This is a genomic window from Filimonas lacunae (genome assembly GCF_002355595.1).
Lineage (GTDB): Bacteria > Bacteroidota > Bacteroidia > Chitinophagales > Chitinophagaceae > Filimonas > Filimonas lacunae.
Genome location: NZ_AP017422.1, coordinates 6,390,607 through 6,407,653 on the forward strand (window position 1 = coordinate 6,390,607; position 17,047 = coordinate 6,407,653).

The 17,047-nt window shown below is 43.0% G+C and carries 16 protein-coding genes; 3 read left to right on the forward strand and 13 right to left on the reverse strand.

From position 1 onward, the window contains the following. Positions 1 to 84: 84 nt before the first annotated feature. The 3 genes from greA to rsmA form a co-directional block, all read right to left on the reverse strand. Positions 85 to 558 carry a transcription elongation factor GreA gene (gene greA / locus FLA_RS25045; protein WP_076375483.1) on the reverse strand — a complete coding sequence of 158 codons (474 nt, stop codon included), beginning with the start codon at positions 556 to 558 and terminating at the stop codon, positions 85 to 87. Positions 559 to 677: 119 nt separating this feature from the next. Continuing rightward, positions 678 to 1,607, reverse strand: a complete 930-nt coding sequence (locus FLA_RS25050) for an NAD(P)-dependent oxidoreductase (RefSeq protein ID WP_076375485.1) — start codon at positions 1,605 to 1,607, stop codon at positions 678 to 680. A gap of 24 nt (positions 1,608 to 1,631) precedes the next feature. Continuing rightward, a complete protein-coding gene (gene rsmA / locus FLA_RS25055; protein WP_076375487.1) occupies positions 1,632 to 2,387 on the reverse strand; it encodes a 16S rRNA (adenine(1518)-N(6)/adenine(1519)-N(6))-dimethyltransferase RsmA in 756 nt (251 codons plus the stop codon). 80 nt (positions 2,388 to 2,467) lie between these two features. Between rsmA and pdxA the strand changes: the two genes are divergently transcribed. Together pdxA and FLA_RS25065 are read left to right on the forward strand one after the other, a co-directional pair. After that, positions 2,468 to 3,565, forward strand: a complete 1,098-nt coding sequence (gene pdxA, locus FLA_RS25060; RefSeq protein WP_076375489.1) for a 4-hydroxythreonine-4-phosphate dehydrogenase PdxA — start codon at positions 2,468 to 2,470, stop codon at positions 3,563 to 3,565. Between the two features lie 6 nt (positions 3,566 to 3,571). Beyond that, a complete protein-coding gene (locus tag FLA_RS25065; protein WP_076375491.1) occupies positions 3,572 to 4,441 on the forward strand; it encodes an aldose 1-epimerase family protein in 870 nt (289 codons plus the stop codon). Here FLA_RS25065 and FLA_RS25070 read toward each other — a convergent pair. The 10 genes from FLA_RS25070 to FLA_RS25115 all read right to left on the reverse strand — a co-directional run bounded on the left by FLA_RS25070 (position 4,428) and on the right by FLA_RS25115 (position 14,718). Beyond that, positions 4,428 to 4,733 carry a winged helix-turn-helix domain-containing protein gene (locus FLA_RS25070; RefSeq protein ID WP_076375493.1) on the reverse strand — a complete coding sequence of 102 codons (306 nt, stop codon included), beginning with the start codon at positions 4,731 to 4,733 and terminating at the stop codon, positions 4,428 to 4,430. The two genes, FLA_RS25065 and FLA_RS25070, sit on opposite strands and share 14 nt — an antisense overlap. After that, complete coding sequence (locus tag FLA_RS25075) at positions 4,726 to 5,409, reverse strand: hypothetical protein (RefSeq protein ID WP_076375495.1); 684 nt, start codon at positions 5,407 to 5,409, stop codon at positions 4,726 to 4,728. The genes FLA_RS25070 and FLA_RS25075 overlap by 8 nt, the downstream gene beginning before the upstream one ends. A gap of 116 nt (positions 5,410 to 5,525) precedes the next feature. Continuing rightward, the gene (locus FLA_RS25080) at positions 5,526 to 6,152 is read right to left on the reverse strand and encodes a tetratricopeptide repeat protein (protein ID WP_076375497.1); all 627 of its coding nucleotides are present in this window, start codon (positions 6,150 to 6,152) and stop codon (positions 5,526 to 5,528) included. A gap of 33 nt (positions 6,153 to 6,185) precedes the next feature. After that, positions 6,186 to 8,411, reverse strand: a complete 2,226-nt coding sequence (locus tag FLA_RS25085) for a TonB-dependent receptor (RefSeq protein WP_076375499.1) — start codon at positions 8,409 to 8,411, stop codon at positions 6,186 to 6,188. Positions 8,412 to 8,588: 177 nt separating this feature from the next. Beyond that, positions 8,589 to 10,166: a F0F1 ATP synthase subunit alpha gene (atpA, locus tag FLA_RS25090; RefSeq protein ID WP_076375501.1), complete on the reverse strand. Its 1,578-nt coding sequence runs from the start codon at positions 10,164 to 10,166 to the stop codon at positions 8,589 to 8,591. 26 nt (positions 10,167 to 10,192) lie between these two features. Next, the gene (atpH, locus tag FLA_RS25095) at positions 10,193 to 10,756 is read right to left on the reverse strand and encodes an ATP synthase F1 subunit delta (protein WP_076375503.1); all 564 of its coding nucleotides are present in this window, start codon (positions 10,754 to 10,756) and stop codon (positions 10,193 to 10,195) included. Positions 10,757 to 10,771: 15 nt separating this feature from the next. After that, positions 10,772 to 11,266, reverse strand: coding sequence for a F0F1 ATP synthase subunit B (gene atpF, locus FLA_RS25100; RefSeq protein ID WP_076375505.1), 495 nt, complete (start codon positions 11,264 to 11,266; stop codon positions 10,772 to 10,774). Positions 11,267 to 11,379: 113 nt separating this feature from the next. Next, positions 11,380 to 11,625: an ATP synthase F0 subunit C gene (gene atpE, locus FLA_RS25105; RefSeq protein ID WP_076375507.1), complete on the reverse strand. Its 246-nt coding sequence runs from the start codon at positions 11,623 to 11,625 to the stop codon at positions 11,380 to 11,382. 41 nt (positions 11,626 to 11,666) lie between these two features. Then, positions 11,667 to 12,791, reverse strand: coding sequence for a F0F1 ATP synthase subunit A (atpB, locus tag FLA_RS25110; RefSeq protein WP_170022693.1), 1,125 nt, complete (start codon positions 12,789 to 12,791; stop codon positions 11,667 to 11,669). Positions 12,792 to 12,903: 112 nt separating this feature from the next. Further along, a complete protein-coding gene (locus FLA_RS25115; protein WP_076375511.1) occupies positions 12,904 to 14,718 on the reverse strand; it encodes an ABC transporter ATP-binding protein in 1,815 nt (604 codons plus the stop codon). A 36-nt stretch (positions 14,719 to 14,754) separates the two neighbouring features. On the opposite strand from FLA_RS25115, the gene FLA_RS25120 reads away from it, so the two are divergent. Next, a complete protein-coding gene (locus FLA_RS25120; RefSeq protein ID WP_076375513.1) occupies positions 14,755 to 17,016 on the forward strand; it encodes a RelA/SpoT family protein in 2,262 nt (753 codons plus the stop codon). Positions 17,017 to 17,047 lie beyond the last annotated feature (31 nt).

The window sequence follows — 17,047 nt, forward strand, 5'->3', positions numbered from 1 at the left end:
GCCGCATCCCAAGCACAAAAAAGGCTGTCCGGTTAAGAACAGCCCTTTGTATAATGTTCAGGCATAACAACCTGCCGGTAAAGGCTAAATAGAAATATTTTCTACTTTAAATTTCATCGTTCCATTGGGAGCGTGCACTTCTGCAATATCTCCTATTACTTTACCTAAAAGCCCCTTACCAATAGGCGAACTGATAGATATTTTTCCAAGCTTCAGATCTGCTTCTTTTTCTCCTACCAGCTGATAGGTAACCGTTTTTTTAGTGGCTACATTGGTAATAGTCACTTTCGTTAATATAGAAGCTTTGCTCGTATCAATCTCGTCAGTGCTTACCACACGAACACTCGCTATCTGGCTTTCCAGTAGCGCCATTTTAGCTTCCAGTATACCTTGAGCCTCTTTGGCAGCGTCATATTCCGCATTTTCACGAAGATCTCCCTTCTCGCGTGCTTCAGCAATAGCTCTGGCAGCACCCGGACGGTCAACGGTTTTCATCCGTTGAAGCTCTTCTTTCATTTTTTCGAGTGTCTCTTTGGTTACATACATCACGTCACTCATAGTAAATCTTTGTTTTATGAGGGATAAAAAAAATACAACGCCACAGCAAAACTGTAGCGTTGCAAATATGTAAAGTCACAAATATACTCTTTTTAGGCGGGTATTTAAAATGACAAATGTTAAAAAATGCCCAGTTTATCCAGCACCACCTTCGCCATTTTAAAATAGGCTTCGTGGCTGTAACCTGCTATGTGCGGGGTTACCAGCACATTTTTACGGCTACATAAATTCTCTAACTGTTCCTTTTCCTGCGCCGTATAGGTTCCCAGTTTTTCATTTTCCAACACATCTACTCCGGCAGCTGTAATCAGGTTTTTGTCCAGTGCACGTATCAATGCAGCTGTATCCGTTACTTTCCCGCGGCAGGCCGTTAAAAAGTAGGGTTTACGCTCCAGCTTGCTGAAGAAAGCATCATTGGCATAATGAAATGTTTCTTCTGTTAAAGGCAGGTGCAGGCTGATAACATCGGCATATTTAGCAATATGCTCTGGCCCTGCTTCGTGAATATCATCTTTGGCAAAGCCATTTTTATATTTATCGTAGGCCAGAATGCTTACATCAAAGGGCTTTAACAAACGGGCATAAGCCTGCCCCGTATTACCAAACCCAATGATACCCACCGTTTTACCGGTTAGCTCTGTACCCCTGTTTTCGTCGCGCAACCATTTACCCGCTTTTACTTCATCAAAAGAAGTATGCAGCTTATTCATCAGGCCCAGCAAAGTGCCCAGCATATGCTCGGCCACCGCGTTCCGGTTGCCTTCCGGGCTGCTTACACAGGTTATACCCTTTGCTTCGGCATACGACACATCAATCAATTCCATGCCACTACCTAAACGCCCTATCCATTTTAACATAGGGGCAGCGTCCAGTATAGCCTTATCTATTTTCAGCCTGGTAGTTACTATTAATCCTGTCACATCTTGCATCAGGCCTGCCAGTTCATCATAAGTAACTGCCGGAACATATTGCACCTCATAGTTGTTCTTCTCCAGTGTATCTACCAGGTACTCATGCACTTTGGCCGTTACTATCACCTTGCTTTTCATCTCTTCAGTTTTATTCAGTAAACGCTATTTCATCCGGAAAGTAAGGGCAGCGAAATCTGCTATGGATAATTGCTCGGCCCTTTTATCAAAAATAGGATCTTGCAGCACCTCCTCGGTAAACAAGCTACGGGTGGCGTTGCGCAACATTTTACGTCGCTGGTTAAATGCCGCCTTTACCAGGGTAACAAAATATTTATGACTCTGCATGGCTGCTACTTCCGTTTTACGGGTAAGCCTTATTACCCCGCTCATTACTTTAGGCGGCGGGTTAAAGCATCCCTGCGGCACATCAAACAAATATTCCACATCGTAAAAAGCCTGTATCAGCACACTTAAAATGCCATATACCTTATTGCCTGGTTTGGAAGCTACCCGCTGGGCTACTTCCTTTTGAAACATGCCTATTACATGCGGCACCTGTTCTTTCCAGTCCAGTACCTTAAATAATATCTGTGAAGAAATATTATAGGGAAAATTACCCACCACCATAAAGGAGCCGCTGAATGGCACATCGGCATCCAAAAAGCTTTGATGTATAATTTTTCCTTTTATCTGCGGATAAGTATGTTCCAGGTACACTACCTTTTCCTCATCCAGTTCTACTGCCTTAAAATCAATGTCCGGCAGTTCTAATAAATACTTGGTAAGCGCCCCTCCGCCAGGCCCCACTTCCACCAATTGTGTAAACGGTTGCTGCTGCACAGCGTCTACAATTTTCCGGCAAATATTCTCATCCCGTAAAAAGTGCTGCCCAAGTGCTTTTTTAAGCGTGTATTGCATTGGGCAAAATTACCGGCATTCACCAATATTTACTATTAAACCTGCTAAAAGGTGTATTTTTACGCATCAAATTGTAATGAATGAGCAATGAATTGCAAAAACCCGTTATAGGTTTCAGTTGTGGTGATTTGAATGGAATAGGAACAGAGCTGATTATTAAAACCCTGAGCGATTCCCGCATCATGGACATGTGCGTACCTGTTGTTTTTGCCAACAACAAAAGCATCAATTTTTACAAAAAAGCTTTACCCGATATCAACTTACCCTATCAGGCAGCAAAAGACCTTACACGCCTGAACCACAAACAGCTGAATATAGTGAACTGCTGGGAAGAAGAAGTGCAGATAACACCAGGACAATTAACCGACATAGGTGGCAAATACGCGCTTCAATCATTACAGCAAAGTGTAGCCGCTTTGAAAGCCGGCCATATACACGGCCTGGTTACAGCTCCTATTCATAAAAAGAACATACAATCGTCTGAATTTAATTATAGCGGCCATACACCTTACCTCAAAGATGAGTTTAAAGTGGATGACGTAGTAATGTTGATGACAGCCGAAAACATGCGCGTTGCCGTACTAACCGAGCATATTCCGGTAAAAGAAATAGCCACTTACATTACCAAAGAGAACATTTTGAAAAAGCTGAGTATTTTAAACACCAGCCTGCAAAAAGACTTTGGTATTGACAAACCTAAGATTGCCGTACTGGGACTTAACCCCCATGCCGGTGACGAAGGCCTGATTGGCAATGAAGAAGAAACTATTATAAAACCTGCTTTAAAAGAAGCGCGCCACCGCAACATACTGGCCTTTGGTCCGTTTAGCGCAGATGCCTTCTTTGCACGTGGACAATATGAGCAGTTTGATGCCGTACTGGCCATGTATCACGATCAGGGTTTAATTCCTTTCAAGTCACTGGCTATAGGCGAAGGCGTAAACTATACTGCCGGCTTACCTGTGGTAAGAACCAGCCCTGACCATGGTACCGCGTTTGATATTGCCGGAAAGGGCAAAGCAGATGCCTCTTCTTTCCTGGCTGCGATATTTATGGCTATTGACGTTATCCGTAACCGCGCCACTTATGCCGAAAGCCACAGTAACCCGCTGAAGAAAATAAGCGCCCGTGTACTGGCCAACGCAGAAGACGAAAAAATTGAAGAAAACGAAGGTTAATATTATATGCTAGTCCTTGAAAACGAACTGCTGAAAGTAGCCATTGCTACCAAAGGCGCCGAACTGCAAAGCATTGTACGTAAAGACAATGGCATTGAATATATGTGGAGTGGAGATGCACAATACTGGGGTAAAAAAAGCCCGGTATTGTTTCCCATAGTAGGTGGCCTGAAAAAGAATGAATACATCTACAACCTCAACACCTACCCGCTTAGCAGGCATGGCTTTGCGCGGGATATGGAGTTTACAGTTACAGAGCAATCAGCACACAGCGCTACGTTTTCACTGAAAAATGATGAAGATACTTATAAAGTATACCCTTTTCACTTCACTTTTTCCATCCGCTACCAACTGGAAAACGACACAGTGTCCGTAACCTACCAGGTACAGAATGACGGTAAAGAAAATCTGTTGTTTTCAGTAGGCGGACATCCTGCATTTGCAGTTCCCCAGGTAGAAGGCAGCAGCTACGAAGACTATTACCTGGAGTTTAGTGAAACAGAGAATGCAGGTCGCTGGCCTTTGTCGGCCGAAGGCTTAATAGAAAGCGCGCCTATACCTGTTTTACAAAACACCAATATACTGCCGCTTACCAAATCGCTGTTCTATGGCGATGCATTGGTATTTAAACAACTACAATCTAAAAAAGTAAGCCTGTTAAGTAAAACCCATGCACATGGTTTGCATTTTACCTTGGAAGGCTTTCCCTTCTTAGGTATATGGGCTGCCAAAGACGCCAACTTTGTTTGCATTGAGCCCTGGTGTGGCATTGCAGATGGCGTATATGCTTCGGGGAATTTATTAGAGAAAGAAGGCATTAACAACCTGTCGCCTAAAACTACTTTTACACGCACCTGGAGCGTTACTCTGTTTTAGCGTTGTTGTTTACATTCAGGTATTGCTGCAAGGCTTTTACATAGTCTTCAAAAGCAGCAATGCCTTTATCCGTTATTTTACAGGTAGTTTGCGGATAGTTATCTTTAAACTGCTTTAACACCTCTACATACCCTGTCTCTTTCAGCTTCTGTATCTGAACGCTTAAATTACCTGCTGTAGAATTGGTTTTCTCTTTAATAAAGGTAAAATCAGCTTCCTTTACCCCAATAAGAAGACTTACCACCGCCAGCCGCAACTGTGAATGTAATATCGGATCGAGATCTTTAAACATTCGCTCCCCTCTGACAATTATAACGTTTACGCAAAATAAGACCAGGTATTAACCAGCAGAATATGCCCGACAACCCATTCAGTAAAAAATCGTAGGTAGAAGATGTGTAACAGGATATGATAAAAAACACATAGCAAAGAATCCCTCCTATCACCATTGGCCTGAACTTTAAGGCCCAACCCGTAGCCAGTGTGGGAATAGAATACAGGATAAGATATAGAGAAGACTGGCTATAGATAAATGGCTCTAACGGCTCAACAGGTGCTGTAGCGCTATTACGGATAAACAGGGCTTTACCTTCTTCTGCCATCAGGTGTGTAGTTACTCCGGGAACAACAGCCAGGTAAAAGATCAAAGCAGCCAGGCTAATACCATACACCGACCAGATCACATTTAAAAATGTTTCCTGAACCGTAATCACTTTCCTGTTCTTTGCTTCCCGTATACTGATAATGATCTGAGGTATAATAGCAATAAAAACCAGCTGCCATATATTGTAGCCGGTTGAAATATGCAACACACGTTGCAGGAAACTTACAATACCACATACACCAATTACACTGCCCCATAAAATAGCACTGGTGCCTTTGGAATGAAAATGCCCCTTTGCGGTTTGAAGCATTTTGGTAATCAGTTCAAGACTTTCCTGTTGGGTGAGTTGTTTCTCTTCTGCCATAAAGTAACTGCTGCAATTTATAAGCCTTCTATCAACTGGCTATGCTATCAATGCACAATTGCCAATTATACCACAAATATAACCGGCAATTATGCAAAGGTGTTATATAGTAATGATTATTGACATTTTGCCAGCATATCTTCCGACTCTTTACCTCCCCAATGTGGATGCAGCGGTTTCACCTGCTCTGTTTTAGATAAAGACAGCGCCTTCTCAAATAAAGGCTTAGCCTTGTCTTTACCACCACCAAACTGCACAGGTGTTCCAAATATGCTCATGCCTTGCAGGTAGTAAATGCGTGGGTTATTAGGATCGAGTTTAATAGCGTTCTGCAAAGCAGTGGCAGCCTGTGCGCCGTAGGTTTGCCAGCGGCTCATAGGGTCTACCAGCATTTGAACAGTAGCAGCCATGTTGCGTATAGTACATAAATCGGCAGTGTTTTCAATAGCTTCCCCTTTGGAAAGTATAGTACCTGCTTTAGTTGCTATCGCATCCTTATCAGCTTTCTGATCGGAAAAGCCAATACGCACCTGCGCCAATGCTGCATAATAATAAGGAGTCCATTGTGTTTTTTCTGCATCACCAATTCTTTCAAAAGCAGCAGATGCCGTTTGCAGCTGTTCGGTGGTTTTGGCAGAATCCAGTAAGGTTAAAGTACGTTCCATTGCCTGGGTATATTTATCACTTTGTGCCTGCACACCCATTACGCTGCAAATGGCAGCTACTACAAAAAATGCTTTCATAACGTTGAGTTTGAAAATGAACACTGTTGATTATTATAAATTATTATTAATGATGTCATCACTTTTGTCAACACCCCAGCTTAAAAACAGGCCAATTAAAAAGAATCTTTTTGCTGGTGGCAGAATAGCCTGTTTTACCGAGCCGTTGAAAGAATAATTATAGCCCGATACCTGCTCGTTGCCCAATACATTGGTTACACTGGCCATAATAACCAGGAATGTTTTGCTGTTAACTTTTCCTGCCTGTGGTACATAGTTGGCACTAAAGCCCAGGCTTTGATAAGGCTTGGTTTTGCCCTGATCGGCAAGCTGGTATTTAGACCCTGTGTTATCCAGCATAATGTTATAATAAGGCCGCCCGGTAGCAAAACTATAAGTAAGGTTAAAGCCGGTTTTAATGCTGGTAACAAAACGCTTGGTTACAATAGACGCTGTATGATTGGCCGCAAAGTTGGGCTGCAACTCCCCCGGATAGTTCAGGTAATCTCTTTTGGTATCCAGGTAAGAATAGCTGATCCAGTAATCCAGATTTTTAATGGTTTGCCTGTCACGCCAGAACAGCTCCACTCCTTGTGCATAGCCGTTTCCTTTATTGGTTAAGGTGGGATAGGTTTTCACCAGATGATCGTACTTTTTATAATACGCTTCCAGCCTTAACAAACGCAAAGCCGTGCTTTTTGTATAGTTAAGAATATAGTGCGTGGCTTTGGTAAAGCCCAGGTTGGCATGATAACGTAATTGAGAATCTTCCGGCTTCTGAAAAAAGATACCATAGGCAAAAGACATTTGTGCTCCTTTACCGGTTTTGTAAGCCAATGCCGCACGCGGTGCCACCGCCATTTTATCAATTACCGAAGAGCGTTCTAAACGACCACCAATAGTAGCAGCCAGATCGTTGGTGAGGTATATATTGGTTTCGGCAAACAAGGCATTGTAATGATCAGTGCTGGTAAACACCGTGTCTTTATAGTTACCCGGGTTATGCGAATACCAGTATTCCGAGCCAAAGCGAATGCTGTTGATACCAGGCAAACGTTTTTCAAATACCGCACGTGCCTGCGCCACCTCTTGCTTGTTACGATACACAAAGTTTTTATTGTTCATCCAGTACACGCTGTTATCATATGCCTTTGGAGCATTGGCAGCATCCTGCACCTGCTGAGAGATGTCGTCTTTATTATAGCTATAGCCTGCGCCCAACTGCATTTTCCAGCCACCGCCCAGATTTTCGCGCCAGCTAAGATTGTTGTACCAGTTAGCGTTGGTAAGCCCAAACGCATCTTTTAAATAGGCACTGTCAATATCCACTCTACGCAATCCAAGGTCACTATGGCTAAAGGTGGTGTAGTATTTAATAATACCTCCCTTGGTTTTGATGCGAAAATTAGCATCACCATTATGAAACACCGGCGTTCTGAAATAATCCGGTGTTTGCTTTACCAAACTGAAATAAGCTTTCACATTGGTATAGCTATAGCTGGTGCCCCAGGAAGATTTTTTATCCTTAGATAAAACCTGAATGCCCAGGTTGGCAAAAAGTGGGGAAATGCCCGCAGAAGCTGCTGTTTTCTCCGGCAAATCAATGGACTCCATTACCAGAGCGGCCGATAAAGCCTGACCATATAAGGCAGAATAACCACCCGTGCTAAACACCATGCCTTTAAAAAGAAAAGGCTGAAAACGGCCACGGGAAGCAATATCGGGAGTGCTGCTGTAATAAGGATTGTTTACCAGGGTTCCATCTATAAACTGTTTGGTTTCATAGCCAGTACCACCACGCACAAACAAACCTTCCTGGTTAGCTACCTGTTGCGTACCCGGCAAAGTTTTTAACGCCGTAGAAATGTCGGCATTAGCGCCACCGGTAGTGGCAATATCCAATGAGCTTAATACCGCCCCTCTTTTAGAATCACCAGCTGCAAATGAACCGGCAGTAACCACTACCGCTTTCAGTTCATCAATCTGTTCTTTTAATACAGCTGATACAGTCACGGGTGTTTTACCATCCAGCACTACTGCCAGTGTATATTCTTTATAACCTGTACCGGTTACCTGTATTTGTTGATTACCTTTTTCTGCGCTGGTAAAAGAAAAACGGCCGGTAGAATCGGCCACAGCTCCGTCATAGGTATTTACAAGGGTAATAGCAGCGCCCGGAACAGGCCTGCCTTTGTTATCCTTTACAATGCCCTTAATTTCAACCTGGGCCATCAGTAAAGTGGGAAATAGGGATAATACAATTAAAAAGGCGCGTTTCATCGACAGTATTGTTTTGTAATACCAAAGTAGACTAGTTTACAATATAAACCAAACTAAATCTTAAACTTTTCTGTAACCAAATCACAACACCTTCACAATCAATTGTATTTCACAAAACAGAAACGGCCCCGCTGATTGCGGAGCCGTTCTTATACTCAAACTTCTTGAAGAAATCACCTATTTGTATTGAGGAATCAGGCTTTTTGCCAACGCAACGGTTTTTTCAATACCAGCGTCAGACAGGTTACCTTTTTTAAACTCAGCCAATACATCAGCATGCTTGTTGGTCATTTCCAGTAAGAAATGCTCTTCAAACGCTTTTACTTTTTTCACCGCTACTTCACGTAATAAGCCCTGAGTACCTAAGTAAATGATAGCCACCTGCTTTTCAACAGAGTATGGGCTAAACTGAGGTTGTTTCAGAATTTCCACGTTACGGGCACCTTTGTCCAGTACCAGTTTGGTTGCAGCATCCAGATCGCCACCGAATTTAGAGAAAGCTTCCATTTCACGGTATAAAGCCTGGTCAAGCTTCAGGGTACCGGATACTTTCTTCATCGATTTAATCTGTGCGCTACCACCTACGCGACTTACAGAGATACCTACGTTGATAGCCGGACGGATACCTGAGTTAAACAGGTTTGATTCCAGGAATATCTGACCGTCGGTAATAGAGATTACGTTGGTAGGGATATAAGCAGATACGTCACCCGCTTGTGTTTCAATGATAGGTAACGCAGTAAGGCTACCACCACCTTTTACCAGGTGCTTGATGCTTTCTGGTAAGTCGTTCATTTGCTTAGCAATAGCATCGTTGTTGATTACTTTCGCTGCGCGCTCTAATAAACGGGAGTGCAAATAGAATACATCACCAGGATATGCTTCACGTCCGGGAGGTCTTTTCAATAACAGAGACACTTCACGGTAAGCTACCGCCTGCTTACTCAAATCATCATAGATGATCAGGGCAGGACGACCGGTATCACGGAAGAATTCACCAATTGCTGCGCCGGCAAAAGGAGCATAGAACTGCTGTGGAGCAGGATCACTTGCAGATGCCGCAACAATGGTAGTATAAGCCATAGCGCCATTGTCTTGTAATGTTTTCATTACACCGGCAACAGTAGAAGCCTTTTGACCAATAGCTACATAGATACAATAAACAGGTTTGCCAGCGTCGAAAAACTCTTTCTGGTTGATGATTGTATCAATACAGATAGCAGTTTTACCAGTTTGGCGGTCACCGATAACCAACTCACGCTGTCCGCGGCCAATAGGAATCATAGCGTCAATAGCTTTGATACCAGTTTGTAACGGTTCTTTCACCGGCTCGCGATAAATTACACCAGGGGCTTTACGCTCCAGGGGCATTTCATATAATTCGCCGGAGATAGGGCCTTTGCCATCAATAGGCTCGCCTAATGTATTTACAACACGACCTACCAGACCGTCACCTACTTTAACAGAGGCAATGTTACCGGTACGACGTACTTTATCACCTTCTTTAATTCCTTTGCTTTCACCCATCAATACCACACCCACATTATCTTCTTCCAGGTTCAGTGCAATAGCTTTTACGCCGTTAGGAAACTCAACCAGTTCACCGGAACGAACGTTGTTTAAGCCATAAACACGGGCAATACCATCACCCACCTGGAGCACGGTACCCACTTCTTCTAAATCAGCAGAGGCATTGAAGTTGCTCAGTTGCTGCCTCAATATCGCTGATATTTCATCGGGTTTAATTTCAACCATATTTTGAAGTTTGTAGTTTTTAAAATTTATTTGAGCCTGCTTTCAAACAGGTTCACGCTGAATTGCTTTTTGATATCGTTTAAATCACGCAGTACAGAAGCATCCAGCAAACGGTTATTAAATTCAAGTGTAAAACCACCAATCAGGCTTTCGTCAACAACTGTTTCCAGGTCAACATTCTGCAAGCCCTGATCTGCTTTCACTTTAGCAGCGATTGCATTCTTCACCTCGTCGCTGATAGCAACGGCAGTGGTCAGTTTTACCTTACTGATATTGTTTAAAGCGTAATACTGATCAATAAAAGTATCAGCTATTTCCGGCAGGTCGTATTCACGGCCTTTGTTTACCAGTAATTTAAAAAACGCATTCGTTAATTCGCTAACGTTGCCTTTGGTAACTGCTTCAATAATAGCAGTTTTTTTGTCAGCCTTAATAATAGGGCTGCGTAACAGGTTAACAAATTCCCTGCTGCTTTTACAAACAGCCTGCAGGTACTGCATGTCTTTATACACCACCTCAAGCTGACCTTTTTCTGTAGCAAGGTCAACCAGGCTTTTCGCATATCTGCCAGCTAAACGTGGATTAGGCATGTTGTTGTGTTGTGTTTAATTAAGTTTAACGCCTTCGGCAAGCTGCTTGATAAAAGTTTCCTGTTCGCCTTTGTTAGAAAGTTCTTTACGTAATACTTTCTCAGCCACTTCTATCACCAGGTTACCTACCTGATTTTTAACATCAGCCAGCGCACTGTTCTTTTGTTGTACAATAGCTGCCTGGGCATCAGTCAGAATGCGTTCATACTCCGCTTTCGCTTTGTTTTGCGCATCAGCGACCATTTTATCAGCAGTTTCTTTCGCTTCTTTCAGTAAAGTAGCTCTTTCTTCACGTGCTTTAGCCAGTAAAGTTTCGTTTTCGTTTTTCAGCTGCGCCATTTCCTGCTTTACTTTCTCTGCAGAAGCAATAGCATTGGCAATATTATCTTCCCTGTCCTTTAATGTTTTCAGGATAGGTTTCCATGCAAATTTTTTCAGAATCAGCAACACCACCACAAATGCGATCAGTGTCCAGAAAATGATACCAAAACCAGGTAATAAAAGTTCCATATAGTATCTGCTTAATTGTTTTTTCTTGAGCGCCTTGTAGGGCGGATAGTTAAATAAACTGCATCCGCTGCCCTTTGCGTTGGATGCAGTAAATTCTTAAACGTGGAAAGCGACTATGATAATACAGCCAGCAGACCAGCGATTACTGCGAACAGGGCAACACCCTCGATGAACGCAGCAGTCAGGATCATGCTTGCACGGATATCACCGGCAGCTTCTGGTTGACGTGCAATAGATTCAACTGCACCTTTACCAATCTGGCCAATGCCAATACCAGCGCCAATTGCAGCGATACCGGCACCCAGTGCACCACCCAGTTGAGCGATACCACCTTCCAGTAAAATGTTCATTAAAGACATACTATGTGATTTTGATATTAAAAAAATGGTTATGAATTTGATTATACAAATACCTCTTCGTGATGACCGTTCTTATCGTCATGACCGTGACCTGATTCAAATGTTTGACCAATGAACACCGCAGTCAGGTTAGTGAAAATGAAGGCCTGGATAAATGCTACCAGAATTTCCACTACATAAATGAAAATGGTAAATGCCAGAGACACCGGAGAAAAACCATAGCCTGCACCTGTATTCATTTTCCCAAAAATGAAGATTAAGGATACAAAGCTCAGGATCACAATGTGCCCTGCGGTCATGTTGGCAAACAACCTGATCATCAACGCAGCTGGCTTAATAAATATACCCAGTAATTCTACAGGGATCAGAATTAATTTCACTAGGAAAGGTACGTTCGGAGGCCAGAAAATGTGCGCCCAGAAGTGCCCATCAGTGCTGATTAAAATAACGATCAGGGAAATAACAGATAATACCAGGGTAAAAGCAATGTTACCTGTAACGTTGGCGCTACCTGGAATTAAACCTAAAATGTTATTGATAAGGATGAAGAAAAACACCGTAAGCAGGTAAGGCAGGTATTTTTGATAACGCTCGCGCAGGTTTGGCTTAGCCACGTCGTCCCTTACAAAAGTGATCACCGGCTCAATGGCATTCTGGAAACCAGTAGGTACGCTTTGAGCACCTTGTGCTTTGTATTTTTTAGCTACTGACAGCATAATCACCAGCAGCAGAATAATGCCAATAAACATTTGAACCACGTTCTTGGTCATGGACAGATCGAATGCTCTTACAGAAGCATCTACATTACCTGCAGCATCTACCGGAACAATTTTCTCCTTTACAATGCGGTAACCGTTATAATCTTCTTTACCTTCTTCAAAACGTGCAGAAGAGAAAACAGAAAGTCCTCTTTCAGGAGAATAGATAATAATAGGTAGCGGTAAAGTTGCATGAATATCGCCATAAGAGAAGAAATGGAATTCATGAGAATCCAATACGTGGTGGATGATAACATCACCAGTTTTTTCTTCTTCATGCGATTCACCATGTTTTTCTGCAGCTACTGCATGCTGTCCTTCTCCATTTTCATGTTTTTCCTGAGCAGAAGAAACATTAGAAAAAAACATCATAAAAGTGCTGAAAGCCACTGCCAATATGTATTTCATGCGTCGGATGGTCATAATATCCTCAAATTTGGCGGCAAAGATATGTATTGGCGCATGAAAAAATGTAACCGGAAGGTCAAAATCGCAAAAAACTTAGTGTGTAGATTCCACACTAAGAAGGCATAGTAGCATGCTGTTTTTCAAATTGCATGCTGTGCAACTGTGCATAGAATCCGCCTAATTGCAATAATTCATCATGTGTACCCATCTCCATAATCACACCTTTGTCCAGCACAATAATTTTATTGGCTTTGCGAATGGTTGACAGGCGGTGGGCTATTACAATAGAAGTCCGGTCGGCAATAAGCGTGTCAATTGCCTTTTGAATCAACATTTCGCTTTCTGTATCTATAGAAGAAGTGGCCTCGTCCAGTATTAAAACGGCCGGATTGTATAATAATGCCCGGATAAAGGAAATCAGCTGCCGCTGTCCCAGGCTTAAAGTAGTGCCCCGCTCCATTACATTATAACTGTAACCGCCGGGCAACCGCATAATAAAATCGTGCACACCAATCATTTTAGCGGCACTGATCACCTGTTCTTTGGAAATAGCCGGATTGCGCAGGGTTATATTATCCAATACGGAACCGGAAAACAGGAAAACGTCCTGTAACACCACCCCTATGTTGCTACGTAGCACGTCCAGCTTGTACTCCTCAATATTTACCCCGTCCAGTTGAATTTCGCCCTGTTGTATATGGTATAACCGGTTAAGCAAACTGATAATAGATGTTTTGCCGCTGCCGGTATGCCCTACCAAAGCAATGGTTTCGCCCGGTTCTACCGAAAAGTTGATATTCTTTAATACCGGCACTTCCGGGTTATATCCAAAGGAAACATGATTAAAATCGATGCGCCCTGCTATCTTTTCAGGGGCATAATTGCCTTCTTTTTGAATATAATCGTTGTTATCCAGCACCTTAAATATGCGCTCAGCTGCCACCATGCCCATCTGGATAACGTTAAACTTATCTGCCACCACCCGTAACGGCCTGAAAATCTGGTTCAAAAACAGAATGAACGACACCAGCAGCCCGGCATCCAGGTGTTTGCCGGCCACCCACCATACCAGTATGCCCGTACTTACCGCCAGCACCACCTCTACTATCGGAAAAAACACCGAGTAGGCAAAAATGGCCTTGATGTTAGCGTTTCTATGGTCTTTGTTGATTTTATTAAACTTAGAGAACTCCCTTTCTTCTGCCGAAAACGCCTGCACTATAGCCATACCAGTAATATGCTCCTGCACAAAAGCATTCAACGCAGCCACCGCATTACGCACCTGTATAAAGCTTTTGTTTACGCTTTCCTTAAAATAATAGGTAGCCACAATCATAATAGGAAAAGGAATCAGGCTTATTAAAGTCAGCTTCCAGTCTATCCAGAACATGGTAACCAATGTAATCACAATGGTTAACAGGTCGGCCACTATAGGCACCAACCCGTCCGAGAAAATATCATTGATGCTTTCTATATCATTAATAGTGCGGGTAGTTAATGTTCCAATAGGGGTGGTATCAAACTGTTTCAGGTTAAGCCCCAGTACTTTTCCAAATACAGTGGTGCGCATATCCTTTACCACGCTTTGCCCCAGCCAGGAGGTTAAAAAGCTGAATCCAAACCTTACAGCGGTTTCAATAAACAAAAACACTACCTGAAAAATGGTAACTACAATAATAAACCGGTAGGCGTCGCTGATGTTGCTACTTCCCAGCAGCCATTCCAGCATTTTAGGAACTGCCACATGCTTGCCGGTTGCCTTGTCAATAGTAAGTTGTATCAGGTAAGGACGTACAGGTGCAAACAGCGCCAGCAGCACGGCAAAAACCAAACTCACATAAAAACGACCCCGGTAAGGTTTTACAAATGCAAATACTCGTTCTAATAATGAGAAATCGAAAATCCTCTTTTTAATGCCCTCGCTCATGATTATAGGCCAAAGGTAAGTAAATTCGTAGTCTGTATGGATCAAACACAAGTAACCACTTCGGAACCTACCTTCCCAAAGTATACGCTTACCGAAGAACAGGAAAAAAAAGAAATTCTCCGGCATTATCGTGCATTGCTCAAAGGTTTACGTGCAAAATTGAAAAGAGGCGATAAAGAACTGGTAAGGCAGGCTTTTGAAATGGCGGCAGACGCCCACAAAACGATGCGCCGTAAAAGCGGCGAACCTTATATACTCCATCCCCTGGCAGTAGCCGCTATTTGCGTGGAAGAAATTGGCCTGGGGGTGCGTTCTACTATTTGTGCCTTGCTGCACGACACCGTAGAAGATACCGATATTACCCTGGAGGATGTAGAACGCGAGTTTGGTAGTGAAATAGCACGTATTGTAGACGGGCTTACCAAAATATCCAACGTTATTGACACCAACAGCAGCCAGCAGGCCGAAAATTTCAAAAAAATTCTGCTGACCCTTACTGACGACCCTAGGGTAATACTGATAAAGCTGGCCGACCGCCTGCACAATATGCGTACACTGGATTATATGAAGCGCGAAAAGCAGCTGAAAATAGCCAGTGAAACCATATGGGTTTACGCCCCGCTGGCCCACCGCATGGGCTTGTATGCTATCAAAACCGAGATGGAAGACCTGGCCATGAAATACATGGAGCCCCAGCAGTACAAAGAGATAGCACGCAAACTGGCCGAAACCAAAAGAGAAAGAACCCGCTATATCAACGAATTCGTAAAGCCCATTAAAGAAAAGCTGGTAAGGGGTGGGTTTAATTTTGAGGTATACGGCCGTCCTAAAAGCATCCACTCTATCTGGAATAAAATACGCAAGAAAGGAGTAGCTTTTGAAGAAGTATACGACCTCTTTGCCATTCGTGTGATACTGGATTCTCCTACTGAAAGGGAGAAAGAAGATTGCTGGAAAGTATATTCCATGATCACGGATGAATACACTCCTTCGCCCGAAAGGCTGCGCGACTGGTTAAGCAACCCCAAAAGCAACGGTTACGAAGCATTGCATACCACCGTAATGGGCCCACAGGGTAAATGGGTGGAAGTGCAGATCCGAACCAAGCGCATGAATGAAATTGCCGAAAAGGGTTTAGCGGCACACTATAAATACAAGGAAGGCAGCAATGATGAAGACCGTTTTGATAAATGGTTTAGCCAGATACGGGAAGTCATCACCAGCCAGGATACCGATAGCATTGATTTTCTGCAGGACTTTAAAACCAGTTTCCTGGCAGAAGAAATTTATGTATACACCCCAAAGGGAGATGTAAAAATGCTTCCGGTGGGCAGCACCGCTCTGGACTTTGCCTTTGCCATTCACTCCGCCATTGGGTCTAAATGTATCGGCGCTAAAGTAAACCACAAACTGGTGCCCATCAGCCATAAAATGCGTAGTGGCGACCAAGTGGAAATTATTACCAGCAACAAGCAAAAGCCTTCGGAAGACTGGCTGAATATTGTAGTTACCGCTAAGGCTAAAAGTAAGATCAAAGACTCTCTTAAAGAGGATAAAAGAAAAATTGCTGATGAAGGAAAGTATATCCTTCAACGCAAACTGGATGGTTTAGGAGCAGCTTTTAACCAGTATAATATTGACGAACTGGTCACTTTTTACAAAGTACCTTCCCAGTTGGACTTATACTACAATATTGCCATTAAGCAAATTGACCTGAAAGAGCTGAAAGAGTTTCATGTGCTGGGCGATAAACTGGAAGCTCCTAAACCGGCTAAGCCAATAGTAGAGGCCAAAACAGAAACCGATCAGAAACAAACCATCAGCAAAAAAGATTCGGAGCTGATCATTTTTGGCGAAAGCAGTGACAAAATCATGTACAGCCTGGCCAAATGCTGTAATCCCATTCCGGGAGATGACGTATTTGGCTTTGTAAGCACAGGCAAAGGTTTGATTATACATCGTACCAGCTGTCCCAATGCCACACAAATGATGGCCAATTACAGCCACCGTATTGTAAAAACCAAATGGGCGAAAAATAAAGAGATCTCCTTTCTTACCGGTATTAAGATCATCGGTTTGGACGATGTGGGGGTTATTAATAAAATTACCAATATCATCAGTGGAGAGCTGCGTATCAACATCTCTGCGCTTACTATTGAATCAAAAGAAGGCTTATTCCAGGGCACTGTAAGAGTGTTTGTACACGATAAAGAAGAGCTGGATGAACTTGTAAACAGGCTAAAACAACTCAACGGAATTCAAACAGTTGACCGTTTTGATACAGAAGAGTTGGGATAGAACATACTAAAAACTATTTTTGCCACTCAAT

Excerpts from the sequence above, each read along its gene's own strand:
- greA (WP_076375483.1), bottom strand. The coding sequence starts at position 558 with ATGAGTGACGTGATGTATGTAACCAAAGAGACACTCGAAAAAATGAAA.
- FLA_RS25065 (WP_076375491.1), top strand. The coding sequence starts at position 3,572 with ATGCTAGTCCTTGAAAACGAACTGCTGAAAGTAGCCATTGCTACCAAA.
- pdxA (WP_076375489.1), top strand. The coding sequence starts at position 2,468 with ATGAGCAATGAATTGCAAAAACCCGTTATAGGTTTCAGTTGTGGTGAT.
- atpA (WP_076375501.1), bottom strand. The coding sequence starts at position 10,166 with ATGGTTGAAATTAAACCCGATGAAATATCAGCGATATTGAGGCAGCAA.
- FLA_RS25085 (WP_076375499.1), bottom strand. The coding sequence starts at position 8,411 with ATGAAACGCGCCTTTTTAATTGTATTATCCCTATTTCCCACTTTACTG.
- FLA_RS25115 (WP_076375511.1), bottom strand. The coding sequence starts at position 14,718 with ATGAGCGAGGGCATTAAAAAGAGGATTTTCGATTTCTCATTATTAGAA.
- FLA_RS25070 (WP_076375493.1), bottom strand. The coding sequence starts at position 4,733 with ATGTTTAAAGATCTCGATCCGATATTACATTCACAGTTGCGGCTGGCG.
- FLA_RS25080 (WP_076375497.1), bottom strand. The coding sequence starts at position 6,152 with ATGAAAGCATTTTTTGTAGTAGCTGCCATTTGCAGCGTAATGGGTGTG.
- atpH (WP_076375503.1), bottom strand. The coding sequence starts at position 10,756 with ATGCCTAATCCACGTTTAGCTGGCAGATATGCGAAAAGCCTGGTTGAC.
- atpB (WP_170022693.1), bottom strand. The coding sequence starts at position 12,791 with ATGAAATACATATTGGCAGTGGCTTTCAGCACTTTTATGATGTTTTTT.
- atpF (WP_076375505.1), bottom strand. The coding sequence starts at position 11,266 with ATGGAACTTTTATTACCTGGTTTTGGTATCATTTTCTGGACACTGATC.
- FLA_RS25050 (WP_076375485.1), bottom strand. The coding sequence starts at position 1,607 with ATGAAAAGCAAGGTGATAGTAACGGCCAAAGTGCATGAGTACCTGGTA.
- atpE (WP_076375507.1), bottom strand. The coding sequence starts at position 11,625 with ATGTCTTTAATGAACATTTTACTGGAAGGTGGTATCGCTCAACTGGGT.
- FLA_RS25075 (WP_076375495.1), bottom strand. The coding sequence starts at position 5,409 with ATGGCAGAAGAGAAACAACTCACCCAACAGGAAAGTCTTGAACTGATT.
- FLA_RS25120 (WP_076375513.1), top strand. The coding sequence starts at position 14,755 with ATGGATCAAACACAAGTAACCACTTCGGAACCTACCTTCCCAAAGTAT.
- rsmA (WP_076375487.1), bottom strand. The coding sequence starts at position 2,387 with ATGCAATACACGCTTAAAAAAGCACTTGGGCAGCACTTTTTACGGGAT.